Source organism: Amycolatopsis sp. NPDC043887 (assembly GCF_056435665.1).
Genome location: NZ_JBWKEB010000005.1, coordinates 385,132 through 399,828, shown reverse-complemented (window position 1 = coordinate 399,828; position 14,697 = coordinate 385,132). Strand labels below are relative to the sequence as shown.

Sequence of the window (14,697 nt, the reverse complement as noted above, 5' to 3'; positions counted from 1 at the left end):
GGAAGACACAATGATCACACTGATCGGGCTCGGCCCGATGGGACAGGCCATGGTCCGGGTACTCCTGGAGAACGGCCACGGAGTGACGGTCTGGAACCGCACCGCCGCCCGCGCGGACGACGTCGTCGCGGCGGGTGCCGTGCGCGCCGCGACTCCCGCGGACGCGGTGGCGGCGTCGGAGCTGGTGCTGCTGAGCCTCACCGACTACGCCGCCATGTACGACATCCTCGGCAAGGCCGAGGACGCACTGGCGGGCAAGGTGATCGTCAACCTCAGCTCGGACACTCCGGAGAAGACCCGCGAAGCCGCGGACTGGGTCAAGGCCCGTGGCGGGCAGTTCCTCGCGGGTGGTGTGATGGTGCCCGCCGAGTTGGTCGGCAAGGAGGAGGCGTACGTCTTCTACAGCGGCCCGGCTGACGTGCTCGAGAAGCACCGCGAGACCCTGGCGCTGATCGGGCGGCCGGATTACCTCGGTGACGACGTCCGGCTGGCGCAGCTGTTCTACCAGGCGCAGCTGGACATCTTCCTGACCTCTCTTTCGGTGTTCATGCACGCGAGCGCGCTGGTGCGCTCGGCAGGTGTGCCGGTGGAGAAGTTCCTCCCGTACGCCAAGGACAACTTCAAGATGATGGATTTCTACCTGGACGCCGCGGCCGAGCAGATCGAGAAGGGCGAACACCCCGGCGACGACGCCAGCGTGACCATGATGGGCGCGACGGCCGACCACATCGTCCAGGCGAGCCGGGACGCCGGGGTCGACCTGGCCCTGCCCGAGGCGGTCAAGTCGCACTACGACCGGGCGATCGCCGCCGGACACGGACGTAGCTCGTGGACCAGCCTTTTCGAGATCATCAAGGCGGACCGCAAGTAAGTGCCCGGCTCGTGCGGCCACCAAGGTCGTGAAGGCCTCCTTGCCAACCCTCAGGGTTGGCAAGGAGGCCTTCACGACCTTCGGGCAGGGTGAGAAGGGCGAGTTTCGCTCACGACGCCCAGAATCTCCAGGAAGGCCTTCGCCGCCGGAGTGACCGTGAAGCGGTTCCAGACGAGGTGTTCGATCCGCGCGGGCGCGTCCCGCACCGGCACGGTGACCACGTCGGTCAGGTTCGGCACGAATTTCGACGGCAGCAGCGCCACCCCCAAGCCCTGATGGATCAGCCGCGCCATGAAGTCGGCGGCCGTCACCTCGAAGGCGACCTCCCGGGTCACTCCCGCCGCGGCGAAGGCCTGATCCGTCTGGGCACGCCCCGCGGATCCGGACGGGAAGTCGACGAACACCTCCGACGAAAGCCGCTTCAAGTCCACTCCGGACTCGACGGCGAGAGGGTGCCCGGGAGCCACCACGGCGATCAGATCGTCCCTGCCCAGTTCGCAGGTGGCCACGCCGTCCGGCCGGTCAGTCACCGGGAGACCGAGGAACGCGACCTCGATCGCACCGTCCTTGATCTGCTCCACCAGTTGCCCGCTCGCCCCGACCCGCAGCCCGATCCGGACGTGCGGATACCGGCCGCGGAAGGTCTGCAGGGCGGCGGGGACGTCGACCGCCGCGACGGTCGGGATCACACCGACGGTGAGCCGCCCGCGGATCTCGCCGACGGCCGCCGCGACCTCCGATCCGGCCCGCTCCGCGGCCTCGAGGCATTGCCTGGCGGCGGGCAGGAACGCCTCGCCGGCGGCGGTGAGCCGCACCCGTCGGCTCGTGCGCTCGAACAGCCGCGCGCCGAGTTCTCGTTCCAGCCGCGCGATCTGGTGGCTCAGCGCCGACTGCACGACGAGACACCGTTGCGCGGCACGCGTGAAGCTGTTCGTTTCCGCCACGGCCACGACGTATCGCATCTGCTGAAGCTCCATGAATCCATCTTGAATCACGATGGATCAAGTGACAAACATGTGTTGGACTCATTGATCGTCGGCGTCGAAGCTGGGAAGCGTGAAAACGCTGACGACCACACCGCTCGCCGCAGGTCTCGCCGGAACCGCGCTGACCGCCTTCGCCCCCATGGTCTGGGGGACGACCTACGTGGTCACCACCGAACTACTTCCGCCCGGACATCCGCTCTTCGCAGGGCTCATGCGCGCCTTGCCCGCCGGACTGATCGCGCTCGCCATCATCCGCACGCTCCCGCGCGGCACCTGGTGGCTGAAGGCCGCCGCGCTCGGCGTCCTGAACATCGGGATGTTCTTCCCCCTGCTGTTCGTGGCCGCCGAACGGCTGCCCGGCGGCGTCGCGGCCACGCTCGGTGCCGCCCAGCCGCTGCTCGTCGCGATCCTCGCCGTGGCCGTGTTACGCCAGAACCCGTCCGCGTGGCGGTTCGCCTGGGGGATCGTCGGGATCGTGGGTGTCGGCCTGGTGGTGATCGGACCCGCGGCGGGCTTCGACCTGATCGGGGTGCTCGCCGGACTCGGTGGCGCGGGCACCATGGCGCTCGGCGTCACGCTCACCAAACGATGGGGACGCCCTGCCGACGTCGGGCCGACCGCGTTCGCCTCGTGGCAGCTCACCGCGGGCGGGTTGTTTCTGGTACCGGTGACCTTCCTCTTCGAAGGCGCACCGCCTGCCATCGACCTGAACGCGGCACTCGGCTACCTCTGGCTCGGCCTGATCGGCGGCCTGCTCGCCTACGTGCTGTGGTTCCGTGGCATCACAGCCCTGCCGGTCACGTCGGTCGCGGTCCTCGGCCTGCTCTCGCCGATGGTCGCCGCGGTACTCGGCGCCGTGCTGCTCGGTCAGTCGCTCGGGCCGATCCAGCTCGTCGGCTTCGCGCTCGCCCTGGCCTCGATCGTGGCAGGCCAGATCACCCCGAAGAGCAAGCAGGAAGGCGCCGTCCGATGAAGATCGCCGTTGTCGGAGCGTCGGGAATGGCGGGTTCCCGCATCCGGAAGTGAACGTCGTGTGCGGCGACGTCACTGACACAGGACACATGAGAGCGGTATTCGGGGGAGTCGATGCCGTCGTGGGCGCGACGAGACCCGCGCCCGGCGCCGAAGACACGGTCGCCGCCACGGTCACGGCCCTGCTCGACGCCGCGGCGGACACTCGCGTCCTGGTCATCGGCGGCGCCGGGCCGTTGCGGACGCCGTCCGGCGGGCTGGTGATCGACGATCCGGCGTTCGTGCCGCCGGCATGGCGGACCATCGCCTCGGCCAGCGCGAGTCAGCTTCAGGCCTGCGAGGCCCACGCGGGCGACTGGGTGTACCTCAGCCCGCCCGCGATGCTCGAGCCCGGCGTCCGGACCGGCGTCTACCGGCGGGGAACGACGACCATCCTCACCGCGGAGGACGGGTCATCCGGGATATCGGCGGAGGATCTCGCGGTCGCCGTCGTGGACGAGCTCGAGAATCCGGGCCCAGACCGGCATTTCACCGTCGGGTACTGACGCTACAGCCGCCACTTCAGCTCAGGCGGGTCTCCGGGCGAGGGCGTTTCGGGGCTCCGTTCGGCCTCGATCTGGATCTCGATGTTGGTCTTGTGCGAGATCGGGTCCCAAATCTCCTCGATCGGCGCCAGCAGTGACTGGCTGACGCCTGCCCGGCGGGCACGCGCGGCGTACCACGCGAACCCGGCCAGGAAGAGGGGAAGGCTGAGGAACGCGGCCACGGGCGCCAGGACCTCCATGCACCCGACGATACAGTAACGTCGTGTATCCAGAAACGTTCTGTTACTGAATAGGGCGGGCGATGACCAGGCTGACACGGGCCGAGCAGCAGCAGCGCACCCACGAACACCTGCTGGAGGCCGGACGCCAGGTCTTCTTGCGGCGCGGCTTCCTGGCGGCGACGGTCGAGGAGATCGCGGCCGACGCCGGGTACACCCGCGGCGCCGTCTACAAGCACTTCGGCGGCAAGGAAGGGCTGTGGCTGGCGATCATCGAAGCCACCGCGGAAGGACACCTCTCGGAGCTGAAGAAATCTCTCGCCGTGGCCACCGGCAGGGACGACGTCATCGCGGCCTTGGCCCCCGGCGACGTGGTGGACAAGGATGCCGCCCGCTGGAGCGCGGCGGCCGCCGAAGTGCTCGCCGCGACGGCACAACAGCCCGAAACCGCCGCTCTCGTCGCCGCCGTCCAGCGGCGTCACGACGACGACGTCGTCTCCCTGCTCGTCGAGCATGCGCGGCGGCTCCGCCTCGAACCTGCCATGCCGCTCCACGAGGCCGTGGTGATGCTGGGAGCTCTGGGTATCGGGCTCGCCCTGCGGCAGGCGGTCGCACCGGCCGCCGACCCCACCGCCATCCTCACTCACGTGCTGGACTCGGTGTTCCCGCCCGAGGCGACGTGAGAAACTCGCGCGCGTGATCGATTCCTTCACCACCGCCGACCTCGTGGACGAACACGGCGACCGGCTGCGCGTCTGCGACACCCAGTTCCGCCAGTTCGGCGGGCACCGGAAGTTCTCGGGCCCGATCCGCACCATCTCCTGTCACGAAGACAACGGCCTGGTCAAGAAGACCCTCGCCACCCCCGGTGACGGCGCCGTCCTGGTGGTCGACGGTGGTGGCTCGCTGCACAGCGCGCTCACCGGCGACATGATCGCGAAGTCCGCCGTCGACAACGGCTGGGCGGGCATCGTCGTCAACGGCGCGGTACGTGACAGCGCCGAGCTCGCCGGGCTCCCACTCGGGGTGAAGGCGCTCGGCACCAACCCGCGCAAGAGTTCCAAGGCAGGCGCCGGCGCTGTCGACGTCCCAGTCGGTTTCGGGGGAGTGACGTTCACCCCCGGAGACACGCTCTACGCCGATGACGACGGCGTCGTGATCCTTCCCGCGGCCGGATCCTGAACCGGCTCAGACGACGATGACCCGGCGGCCGCGGGCGTGCCCGGCGTGGCTGTCGGCATGCGCCGCCGCGGCGTCGGCGAGCGAATAGGCCTTCTCGACCGGTATGTGCAGCTTCCCTCGTGAGATGAGATCGACGGCCTCGGCCAGTGCGTCCGGCACGCTCCCGGCCACGCCGGAGAAGCGGACACCGAACTCGGGCGCGCCGAGGTCGGCGATGGAGATGACCTTCCCCGGATCCCCGGTGAGCTCGACCAGGTCCGGGATCACGCCGGATCCGGCCAGGTCGAGAGCGGCGTCGACGCGGCCGAGCCGCCGCACCCGCTCCACCCAGCCCTCACCGTAGGTCGTGGCGAGCGCGCCCAGGGCGCGCAGGTAGTCCTGGTTCGCGGCGCCCGCCGTGCCGATCACCGCGATGCCGCGTTCCCGCGCGATCTGCAGCACCGCCGACCCGACCCCGCCGGACGCGCCGCTGACCAGCAGCATCTCGCCAGGCCGCACTCCGGCTTCGCGGATCAGCCGTATCGCCGTCTCGACCACGGAGGGGTATCCGGCCGCCTCCTCGAACGTCAGACCTTCGGGCATCACAGCCCACGCCGTCAGCACGGCGAACTCGGCATAGGTACTCGCACCCTCGCCGAACACGAAATCGCCGACGTCGACTCCGGTGACGGCTTCGCCGATCTCGTCCACGACCCCGGCGGCGTCCAGGCCCACGCCGGACGGCAACACCGTCGGATGCGCGCCCAGGACCTGGCCTTCACGGATTCTCCAGTCGACGGGGTTCACCCCCGCAGCTCGCACAGCGATGCGTACCTGGCCTGGGCCGGCGTGCGGATCCGCGGCGTCGACGAGCTGCAGGACTTCCGGACCACCGAACTCGGTGAAGATCACTTTCTTCATGCGATCGACCGTAGCACTAACGGTTAGCATGTTGAAACCGTTGTTGTTTTGGATCTGATAGCGTCCCCGCATGACCGTGCCGACTGGACGGCGTGAGCGGAAGAAGGCCGCCACCCGTCAGAAGATCGCCGACACCGCATTGCGGCTTTTCCTGGAACGTGGGTATGACGCGGTGGGCATCCGCGAGGTGGCCGCGGAGGCCGACGTGGCCGTCACGACGCTCTTCTCCCACTTCGCCTCGAAAGAGGCCTTGGTGTTCGGGCAGGACGCGGAGTTCGAGCAGGGCCTCGCGCGGGCGGTCACCGAAAGGGCGCCGCACGAGCCGCTCATTCCCGCGCTGCGCCGGGAGGTCCACACGATGGTGCGCCATTGCACGGCGGACGGCGCCGCACCGATCTGGCGCATGATCGACGAGTCGCCCGCGTTGCGGGAGTACGAGGACTCGATGCGGCTGCGCCACGCGGAGTCCCTGGCGGCGGCCATCGCGGCGGATGTGGAGTCGTCGCGGTCCGCGATCGCCTGCCGGACGATCGCGAGGTTCGTGATCGACGCCTACTCGCTCGGCCGGGAGGCGGCCGATCCGGCGGCCGCGGTGGACGAGATCTTCCGGATGATCGAAGCGGCCTGGGAAGCCAGCCGTAACGGGACGTCACAAGCGGAGGGATCGCCGTGCTGACACAGATCGCGGAGGGTGTACTGGTCCACCAGAGCGCGCTGCTCGAGAACAACACGGTCGTCGTGGAGGGCAGGGACGGCGTGCTGCTCGTCGACCCCAGGATCACGGGCGACGAAATGGCCTGCCTCGCGCACGATCTCTCCGATTCGGGCCGCCCGGTCGTGGCGGGTTTCGCGACCCATCCCGATTGGGATCACGTGCTCTGGCACGCCGAGCTGGGTGACGCACCCCGCTACGGCACCGCCCGTTGCGCGGAGTACCTGCGAGATCTGCGGTCGAACGCGGACTGGAAGACCGGCGTCGCCGAGGGGCTGCCGCCGGAAATCGACGGACAGGTGCCGCTCGACCTGTTCGGCCTCATCACCGGCCTGCCCGCCGGAACCACCCGGATTCCTTGGGACGGCCCGCGAATCCGGATCGTCGAGCATCCGGCCCACGCTCCCGGTCATGCGGCGCTGCTGATCGAGGACCGCGGGGTGCTCATCGCCGGCGACATGCTTTCCGACGTCCTGGTCCCGATGTTCGACGACGACGGGGATCCGATCGAGGACTACCTGGCCGGGCTCCGGGTGATCGAAGACGCGGCGGGCGACGTCGACGTCGTCGTACCCGGCCACGGAGCCTTCGGCGGAGCCGGTGAAGTGCGGGCACGGATCGACCTGGATCGCGCGTACGCGCACGCCTTGCGCGACGGCCGGACTCCGGACGACCCGCGAATCGGCCCGTCGGCGAAACCCGGCTGGGAATGGGTGAGCGATCTGCACGCCGGGCAAGCCCGAAGCCTCGCCCGGCGACAACCGTCCTGAGCCGTCATCCCCTCGGCATGACGCAGAGTTCCCTGGACCGCCCCGACTTGAAGTCGTAGACGACGGGGTTGCCGTACTCGTAGCCGGGCACGGAGTTGCAGTCCGAGCCGGACCCGGACGAGAGCTGGGCGATCACCGAATAGTTGGCGGAGCTGTCCGAGCAGTGGACCCGGACGGCGCCGGCGCTGAACGCGCCGTTGCTGCCGGCGTCTTCGTCGGCCGAGATGCAATCCCCGGCCTGCGCCGAGAACGGGTCGGGGTCGACCTCGGGAACGCCGGCACCGGAAGCGCCGCCGCCCGTGGTGATGGCCACGGTCACCGCGATCGCCCCGCCGGTGACGACGACCGCCGCGGCGGCGATCCCCACGATCAGCCCCGTCTTCGGGGTCTTCTTCGGCGTCGCGACGGGGTACTGCTGCCAGATGGGCGGCTGCTGCTGAGGGTAGGTCACGCCATCAGGATCGGCCACGTCGATGAAATTCCGATGACACGGTTCACTTGCGGGCGACGAGCCGTTCCACCAGCCCGAGTTTGAACCGCTCCCGGTGCTCCACGGCCAAGCCGAGACCGTCGACCTTGTCGAGCGGGCGACGGAGGAAGTGCTCGCCCGCCATCGGCACGGTGATCTTTTCGGCGATCCATTGCAGACCACGGACGGCGCGCGACGAACTCGCGATGTGGTCGAGCAGGATGAGCCTGCCCCCTGGCCGGAGAACCCTGGCCATTTCCCGCAACGCCTTGCCGTCGTCGGGGATGGCGCAGAGTCCGAGCGTGCAGACCACGGTGTCGAACGAATCGGCGTCGAAGGGGAGGTCATGGGCATCGGCCCGCCGCAGCGTCACCGGATGGCCGAGGCGTTCGGCGCGACCGCGGGCGATGGTGAGCATTCCGTCGCTGAGATCGATGCCGGTGAGCGTGACGTCTTCGGGATAGAGCGGCAGGTTCAGGCCTGTCCCGACGGCGACTTCGAGAACTTCGCCGGCGGCCTGGCCGCAGGCCCACGTACGGGAATCGCCGAAGAGCTTCCGGTCCAGGAACTGCATCTCCCGGTCGTAGTTCTGGGATTTGCCGTCCCAGTAACGGTTCCATCGGGCGGGCCGGGTCATGACGCTCCTTTCAGCAGCAGTGTTCCCCGCGCCAGGCCTCGCGGCCTTCCTTGATCGCGACGGCGGCTATGACGAGCGCGACCAGCGGGTCGGCCCAGTACCAGCCGAGGAGGCTGTTGAGCAACAGCCCGACGAGCAGCACACCGGAAAGATAGGTGCAGAGCAAGGTTTGCTTCGAGTCGGCGACGGCGCTGGCGGAGCCGAGTTCGCGCCCGGCGCGGCGCTGGGCGTAGGACAGGAACGGCATCACGAGCAACGAGACCGCCGCCAGCACGATGCCGACAGGGGAGTGTTCGGCGGGGTCGGCGCCGAACAGGGCGCGTACCGATTCGACGGTGACGTACGCGGCCAGCGCGAAGAAGGACACCGCGATGACCTTGAGCGCCGCGCGTTCGCGGGCTTCGGGGTCCTTTCCGGAGAACTGCCAGGCGACCGCCGCGGCCGAGGCGACCTCGATGACCGAGTCCAGGCCGAAACCGATCAGGGCCGTCGACGAGGCGATGGTGCCCGCCGCGATGGCGACGACCGCCTCGACGACGTTGTACGTGATCGTCGCGGCGACCAAGAGCCGGACCCGCCGGGAAAGCACGGCACGGCGATCCGGGGCCACTGTGGACCTCGCGGCGCAGCAGCCATCCGCACAGGAACCGCTCTCCACACTCATCGGAGCGCCTCGTCCATGCAGGGCTCGGCGGTGTCGACGGCCAGCACGACCTGGACAAGTTCCCGCAGGGCGCGGGCGAGATGCTCGTCCGCCAACGAGTAGCGGACCTGCCTGCCCTCATAGGTGGCCACGACCAGCCCGCAACCACGCAGGCAGGCGAGATGGTTCGACACGTTCGAGCGGCTCAACCCGAGTTGCCCGGCCAGCAGCCCGGGATAGTTCACGCCATCGAGCAGGGCGACCAGGATCCGGCACCGGTTCGGGTCGGCGAGGGCACGACCGAGCCGGGCGAGGGCGGCCCCCTGGGTCTCACATGTCAGCACAGGCGAGACAGTACAGCCAACGCTGACGTATCAGCAAGGGCTGAACCATTGCCCCTACTGAGGGTCCGGACGCGACCCTCTGTTTCGTCGCGGTCTGTCAAGTCATCGCCGAACAGGGACGCCGGACCAACCCGAAAGAGCCCGGTGTGGCCACTCCAACGGCCGCATCGCGGGTACCCGGGGGAATCCCGGCGCGGCTTCGCGTGACACCTCAGCGCAATTGCTGGCCCGATTGCGTGGCCACCGTAGAACGTCGAGTGACTTTGTCAAAAGGCTTCGTGTGCAAAAGAAATTCGGCATTCGGGTGGCATTGTCGTATTACCTGAAAGTGCGCTTGTGTGGGAAAAACCCCTTGCTATGTTGATCCTGCGGACCGCACTTCGGGGCAGGACCGGCGCGCCGCGAATTGTGGATCTTGTTTGTTCACACGACTATCGAAGGGTGGACCTTGCTGTGACCGTGACCGAATCGGACACTTCCGCCGAAGGTGTCCAGGGGCCGGAAAATCCGCAGCTGAGTTTGGGCAGGGCCGCCGCGCGCAACCTGGCGACGACCACCAAATCCGTTCCGCAGATGCAGGGAATTTCGTCCCGCTGGCTGCTGAAGTCGCTCGAATGGGTTCAGGTGAACGGTGGTGCCTACCGGGTCAACCGGAGGCTCAATTACGCGGTCGGCGACGGGCGGGTGACCTTCTCGAAAGCGGGCGCCGAGGTGAGTGTGATCCCGGCGGAACTGGGAGAGCTGAAGCCGCTCAAGGGATATGACGACGAGGAAGTACTCGCCGAACTCGCCCGCCGATTCGAACAGCAGGAAGTGGCGGCCGGCGACGTGCTCGTCGAATTCGGCCACCGGGCCGACCGGGTCTACCTCATCGCACACGGCAAGATCACGAAGACCGGCCCTGGTCCTTACGGTGACGAGACCGCGCTGGGCGTGGTCAAGGACGGCGACTATTTCGGTGCGCAAGCCCTCGTGGACGGTGACGGCATCTGGGAGTTCACCGCCAAGGCGGCCACCGCCTGCACCGTGCTCACCCTGACCCGCCAGGACTTCGAGCGCATACTGGAACAGTCCGAATCGCTGCAGGCACAGATCGAGCAGGCGTCGCAGGACTCCGGGCGCGCCAACGACTTCGGCGAGGCCGAGATCGACATCTCCTCCGGGCACGACGGCGAGCCACTGCTGCCGGGTACGTTCGTCGACTACGAGACCTCGCCGCGCGAATACGAACTGAGCGTCGCCCAGACGGTGCTCCGGGTCCACAGCCGGGTGTCCGATCTCTACAACCAGCCGATGGACCAGACCGAGCAGCAGTTGCGCCTGACCATCGAGGCGCTGCGTGAGCGGCAAGAGCACGAAATGATCAACAACGCGGACTTCGGCCTGCTCCACAACGCCGACTTCACCCAGCGCATCGCGACACGCACCGGCCCGCCCACTCCTGACGACTTCGACGACCTGCTCGCACTGGTGTGGAAGGAGCCCGGCTTCTTCCTCGCGCATCCGCGCACGATCGCCGCGTTCAGCCGCGAGTGCAGCAAACGTGGGATCTACCCGACCGGCACCGATCTCGGCGGGCACAAGGTGCCGTCCTGGCGCGGCGTGCCGATCCTGCCCTGCAACAAGATCCCGGTGAGCCAGACCAGCACCAGCTCCGTGCTGCTGATGCGCACCGGCGAGAAGAACCAGGGCGTCGTCGGACTGCGTCAGATCGGCCTGCCGGACGAATACGAGCCCGGCCTGAACGTCCGGTTCATGGGGATCTCGGAGCAGGCGATCATCTCCTACCTCGTCAGCACCTACTACTCCGCCGCCGTGCTCGTACCGGACGCGCTGGCCGTCCTCGAAGCCGCCGAACTCGGCCGCGAAGGATGACCGCCACGACGCCGGAGGCCGACCGGCGGCTCAGTCTCGGCCCCGCCGCCGCGCGCAACCTGGCCACGACCACCAAGACGCGGCCGCAGATGCAGAGCATCACCCCGCGCTGGCTGCTGAAGATGCTGCCCTGGGTCGAGGCGTCCGGCGGTACCTTCCGGGTCAACCGGCGGCTGACCTACGCGATCGGCGACGGACGGGTGAGCTTCACCAACGTCGGCACCGAGGTCCGGGTCGTCCCGCAGGAACTCGCGGAACTGGCCCTGCTGCGGGGCTTCGACGACGAGGACACGCTCACCGCGCTCGCCGACCGGTTCGTGCAGCACGAGTACCAGCCCGGCGAGACCATCGTCGGCCACGGGGCTCCGCTCGACGAGGTCGTGCTGGTCGCGCACGGCAAGATCGCCAAGGTGGTGCCGGGCGAGTACGGCGCCGAAGCCACTGTCGGCAGCATGGCCGACGGCGACCACTTCGGTGACGAAATGCTCGCCGGCATCGACCGGAACTGGCCGTTCACCGCCAAGGCCGTCACCCCGGTCATCGTGCTGACCCTGCGCGCCGAAGACTTCGCCGACCTCAACGGCCGGTCGGAGGCGATGCGCCGCCACGTCCAGGACATGCTGGCGCATAAGGGAAAGCCGCAGAACGCCAAGGGCGAGGCCGAGATCGGGATGTCATCAGGGCACGACGGCGAGCCACTGCTTCCCGGCACGTTCGTCGACTACGAGATCTCGCCGCGCGAGTACGACCTTGCCGTCGCGCAGACTGCGCTGCGGGTGCACACCCGGGTCACCGATCTCTACAACGGGCCGATGGACCAGTTCGACGAGCAACTCCGGCTGACCGTGGCGGCACTGCGGGAGCGGCAGGAGTACGACCTGATCAACAATCGCGAGTTCGGGCTGCTGCACAACGCCGACCTCAAGTCGCGGTTCCAGACCCGGTCGGGTCCGCCGACACCCGACGACATGGACGAACTCGTCAGTCGTCGCCGCAAGACGAAGTTCTTTCTCGCCCATCCGAAGGCGATCGCCGCGTTCGGCAGGGAATGCACGCGCCGCGGCCTGTATCCGGAGGGCACCACGATCGACGGCAAGGTGGTCGCCGCGTGGCGCGGCGTGCCGCTCCTGCCCTGCGACAAGATCCCGATCACCGACAGCGGCACGTCCTCGATCCTCGCCATGCGGACCGGTGTCGAGGACAACGGCGTGATCGGACTGCACCAGACCGGCCTGCCCGACGAGTACGAGCCGGGCCTGAACGTGCGCTTCGACGGCATCAACGAACAGGCGATCGCCAGCTATCTGGTCAGCACCTACTACTCGGCCGCCGTGCTCGTTCCGGACGCGCTCGGTGTCCTGGAGAACGTCGAGGTCGCGCGGTGACCCCTCGCCCCGCGACGACAACGGACAACAACGCTCCAGAAAGGACCACACACGTGACCATCGCCCGTACTCCCGCTCCTGCCAAGGTGTTGCGCACCGAGTACCAGAAGTCGGTGGCGTCGTACTGGAACAAGGAGAAGGATCCGGTCAACCTGCGTCTGGGCGATGTGGACGGGCTCTACCACCACCACTACGGGGTCGGCGAGGTCGACTGGTCGGTGCTGGAAGGCCCCGAGAACACCCGCGACGAGCGGATCATCGCCGAAATGCACCGACTGGAGACCGCTCAGGCGGACGTCCTGCTCGATCACCTCGGCGACGTCAAACCGGACGACCGGCTCCTCGACGCCGGCTGCGGACGCGGCGGGACCAGCATCATGGCCAACGCGCGCTTCGGCTGCCACGTCGACGGCATCTCGATCTCGGAGAAGCAGGTCGAGTTCGCCAATCACCAGGCGGATATCCGAGGTGTCGCCGATCGGGTGCGCTACCACTTCCGGAACATGCTCGACACCGGCTTCGAAACCGGCTCGCGCAAGGCGATCTGGAACAACGAGAGCACGATGTACGTTGACCTCCACGAACTCTTCGCCGAGCACGCGCGGCAGCTGGAGTTCGGCGGGCGGTACGTCACCATCACCGGGTGCTACAACGACGTGACCGGCGGCCGGTCCAAGGCCGTCGCGCAGATCGACCAGCACTACACGTGCAACATCCACCCACGCAGTGAGTACTTCAAGGCCATGACGGCGAACGACCTGGTGCCGATCTCGGTGGTGGACCTGACGCCGGACACGATCCCGTACTGGGAGCTGCGGGCGAAGTCTTCGGTGGCGACCGGGATCGAAGGACCGTTCCTCGACGCCTATCGCGAAGGCAGCTTCCACTACCTGCTGATCGCCGCGGACCGCGTCTGATCCCGCGAGACCATCGGAGCAAGCGATGACCGAACAGGGTGCGCTCGCCACACTGCTGGCCGGTCCGAGCGGGCTGGGCACGTCCGCCGCCCGGCTGGCGGCCCGGCTGACCGCTGTTCCCGCGGCGGTGGAGGACGGTCCACCGCCGCAGGAGCCCGCTCTCGACCCGGCGTACGCCTACCGGCCGTGGGGCGACGGGTCGGCGCCGCCGCTGTATTGCCCCGTCACCGAACGGATCAACGATCCGCTCGCCCTGGAGGTCGACCGGCGGCTCGTCCTGTGGGCGGGGGAGTGCGGGTTCGACGAGGAGGAGTGCGAGCAGATCGGGAAGGCGGGATTCGGCAGGCTCGTCATGCTCGCCCACCCGGACTGTGAGGATCCGGACCGGCTGTTGATCTCGGCGAAGCTCAACGCCGCATGGTGGGCGGCCGACGACCTCTACGCCGACGACACCTCCCTCGGCGCCGTGCCCGCCGAGCTGCCGCCTAAGCTCGCGCTGGCGATGGCCGCGATGGACCCGGTGCCGTCGTTGGGCGAATTCAGCCGCGACCTCGACGAAACACTGCGGAACGACCGGGTTCTGGTAGCCCTGGGCTCGGCGACGGACTTCCTGCGGCGATCCGGGACCGCGGCGCAGGTCCAGCGAGTCTGCTACTCGACCTTCGCGATGTTCGTGAGCTGGACCGCCTACGCCGCGTGGCGCCACAGCGGGAAATACCCGCCGGCGTGGGAATACCTAGCGGCACGGCAGCACGACAGCTTCTACACCTCGATGACGTTGATCGACGTCCTCGGTGGCTACGAACTGACCTCGAACCTGTACTACGACCCCCGGGTCCGCGAGGCGGCGATCCAGGCGGGGACGGCGGCCGTGCTCGTCAACGACGTGCACTCGGTCGCCAAGGACCTGGAGGACGAGTCGCCGCCCTGCAACGCGGTCCTGCTGATCGCCGGCGACCGGAAATGCTCGATCGAAGAGGCCACGGCGATCACCGTCGAACTGCACAACGACGTCGTACGGGACTTCCAGGCGGCGCACGAAAAGCTGAGCGCTGTTCCTTCCGTCGAATTGCAACGGTTCTTACGCGGATTGCGTGGATGGATGGGCGGCGGTTTCGAATGGCACTCGACGAGTCCGCGGTACAAGCTCGTGAGTGGTAAGGACGGTTAGCACCAAGGGTGTCTTCGGTACCTACGTGGTTCCCGGATGCGGTTGAACGTGGGGTGAGCCGTGAAGGCCTCCTTGCCTACCCTGAGGGTTGGTAAGGAGG

The 14,697-nt window shown here is 68.2% G+C and carries 18 protein-coding genes; 11 read left to right on the top strand and 7 right to left on the bottom strand.

Going from position 1 to position 14,697, the window contains the following annotated elements:
• Positions 1–10 precede the first annotated feature (10 nt).
• Positions 11–871, top strand: a complete 861-nt coding sequence (locus tag AC069H_RS16445) for an NAD(P)-dependent oxidoreductase (RefSeq protein WP_478232846.1) — start codon at positions 11–13, stop codon at positions 869–871.
• A 71-nt stretch (positions 872–942) separates the two neighbouring features.
• On the opposite strand, the gene AC069H_RS16440 is transcribed toward AC069H_RS16445, so the two are convergent.
• Positions 943–1,848, bottom strand: coding sequence for a LysR family transcriptional regulator (locus tag AC069H_RS16440; protein ID WP_478232845.1), 906 nt, complete (start codon positions 1,846–1,848; stop codon positions 943–945).
• 79 nt (positions 1,849–1,927) lie between these two features.
• Between AC069H_RS16440 and AC069H_RS16435 the strand changes: the two genes are divergently transcribed.
• A complete protein-coding gene (locus AC069H_RS16435) occupies positions 1,928–2,830 on the top strand; it encodes an EamA family transporter (RefSeq protein WP_478232844.1) in 903 nt (300 codons plus the stop codon).
• 88 nt (positions 2,831–2,918) lie between these two features.
• Positions 2,919–3,374: an NAD(P)-dependent oxidoreductase gene (locus AC069H_RS16430; protein WP_478232843.1), complete on the top strand. Its 456-nt coding sequence runs from the start codon at positions 2,919–2,921 to the stop codon at positions 3,372–3,374.
• A 2-nt stretch (positions 3,375–3,376) separates the two neighbouring features.
• On the opposite strand, the gene AC069H_RS16425 is transcribed toward AC069H_RS16430, so the two are convergent.
• Positions 3,377–3,613, bottom strand: coding sequence for a hypothetical protein (locus AC069H_RS16425; protein ID WP_340681820.1), 237 nt, complete (start codon positions 3,611–3,613; stop codon positions 3,377–3,379).
• Between the two features lie 62 nt (positions 3,614–3,675).
• Here AC069H_RS16425 and AC069H_RS16420 point away from each other — a divergent pair, with 62 nt between their 5' ends.
• Together AC069H_RS16420 and rraA are read left to right on the top strand one after the other, a co-directional pair.
• The gene (locus tag AC069H_RS16420; protein WP_478232842.1) at positions 3,676–4,275 is read left to right on the top strand and encodes a TetR/AcrR family transcriptional regulator; all 600 of its coding nucleotides are present in this window, start codon (positions 3,676–3,678) and stop codon (positions 4,273–4,275) included.
• Between the two features lie 13 nt (positions 4,276–4,288).
• The gene (rraA, locus tag AC069H_RS16415; protein ID WP_478232841.1) at positions 4,289–4,774 is read left to right on the top strand and encodes a ribonuclease E activity regulator RraA; all 486 of its coding nucleotides are present in this window, start codon (positions 4,289–4,291) and stop codon (positions 4,772–4,774) included.
• Between the two features lie 6 nt (positions 4,775–4,780).
• On the opposite strand, the gene AC069H_RS16410 is transcribed toward rraA, so the two are convergent.
• Positions 4,781–5,674, bottom strand: coding sequence for an NADP-dependent oxidoreductase (locus tag AC069H_RS16410; RefSeq protein WP_478232840.1), 894 nt, complete (start codon positions 5,672–5,674; stop codon positions 4,781–4,783).
• Positions 5,675–5,744: 70 nt separating this feature from the next.
• On the opposite strand from AC069H_RS16410, the gene AC069H_RS16405 reads away from it, so the two are divergent.
• Positions 5,745–6,350 carry a TetR/AcrR family transcriptional regulator gene (locus AC069H_RS16405; protein ID WP_478232839.1) on the top strand — a complete coding sequence of 202 codons (606 nt, stop codon included), beginning with the start codon at positions 5,745–5,747 and terminating at the stop codon, positions 6,348–6,350.
• Entirely contained in the window at positions 6,344–7,156 is an 813-nt protein-coding gene (locus AC069H_RS16400; protein ID WP_478232838.1) for an MBL fold metallo-hydrolase, read from the top strand. The genes AC069H_RS16405 and AC069H_RS16400 overlap by 7 nt, the downstream gene beginning before the upstream one ends.
• A 4-nt stretch (positions 7,157–7,160) precedes the next feature.
• On the opposite strand, the gene AC069H_RS16395 is transcribed toward AC069H_RS16400, so the two are convergent.
• From AC069H_RS16395 to cmtR, 4 genes are read right to left on the bottom strand one after another with little or no spacing between them, the layout of a single operon-like run.
• On the bottom strand, positions 7,161–7,607 hold the full coding sequence (locus AC069H_RS16395; protein ID WP_478228136.1) for an LppU/SCO3897 family protein: 447 nt from the start codon (positions 7,605–7,607) through the stop codon (positions 7,161–7,163).
• 43 nt (positions 7,608–7,650) lie between these two features.
• Positions 7,651–8,262: a class I SAM-dependent methyltransferase gene (locus AC069H_RS16390; RefSeq protein WP_478232837.1), complete on the bottom strand. Its 612-nt coding sequence runs from the start codon at positions 8,260–8,262 to the stop codon at positions 7,651–7,653.
• A 10-nt stretch (positions 8,263–8,272) separates the two neighbouring features.
• The gene (locus AC069H_RS16385; protein WP_478228138.1) at positions 8,273–8,926 is read right to left on the bottom strand and encodes a cation efflux transmembrane domain-containing protein; all 654 of its coding nucleotides are present in this window, start codon (positions 8,924–8,926) and stop codon (positions 8,273–8,275) included.
• Complete coding sequence (gene cmtR / locus AC069H_RS16380) at positions 8,923–9,249, bottom strand: Cd(II)/Pb(II)-sensing metalloregulatory transcriptional regulator CmtR (protein WP_478228139.1); 327 nt, start codon at positions 9,247–9,249, stop codon at positions 8,923–8,925. The genes AC069H_RS16385 and cmtR overlap by 4 nt, the downstream gene beginning before the upstream one ends.
• Before the next feature lie 453 nt (positions 9,250–9,702).
• Here cmtR and AC069H_RS16375 point away from each other — a divergent pair, with 453 nt between their 5' ends.
• The 4 genes from AC069H_RS16375 to AC069H_RS16360 are packed head-to-tail and all read left to right on the top strand — an operon-like array spanning position 9,703 to position 14,597.
• Entirely contained in the window at positions 9,703–11,124 is a 1,422-nt protein-coding gene (locus tag AC069H_RS16375; RefSeq protein WP_478232836.1) for a family 2B encapsulin nanocompartment shell protein, read from the top strand.
• On the top strand, positions 11,121–12,509 hold the full coding sequence (locus tag AC069H_RS16370; protein ID WP_478232835.1) for a family 2B encapsulin nanocompartment shell protein: 1,389 nt from the start codon (positions 11,121–11,123) through the stop codon (positions 12,507–12,509). The genes AC069H_RS16375 and AC069H_RS16370 overlap by 4 nt, the downstream gene beginning before the upstream one ends.
• 53 nt (positions 12,510–12,562) lie before the next feature.
• Positions 12,563–13,426: a geranyl diphosphate 2-C-methyltransferase gene (locus AC069H_RS16365; protein WP_478232834.1), complete on the top strand. Its 864-nt coding sequence runs from the start codon at positions 12,563–12,565 to the stop codon at positions 13,424–13,426.
• A gap of 25 nt (positions 13,427–13,451) precedes the next feature.
• The gene (locus AC069H_RS16360; RefSeq protein ID WP_478232833.1) at positions 13,452–14,597 is read left to right on the top strand and encodes a family 2 encapsulin nanocompartment cargo protein terpene cyclase; all 1,146 of its coding nucleotides are present in this window, start codon (positions 13,452–13,454) and stop codon (positions 14,595–14,597) included.
• Positions 14,598–14,697: the final 100 nt, after the last annotated feature.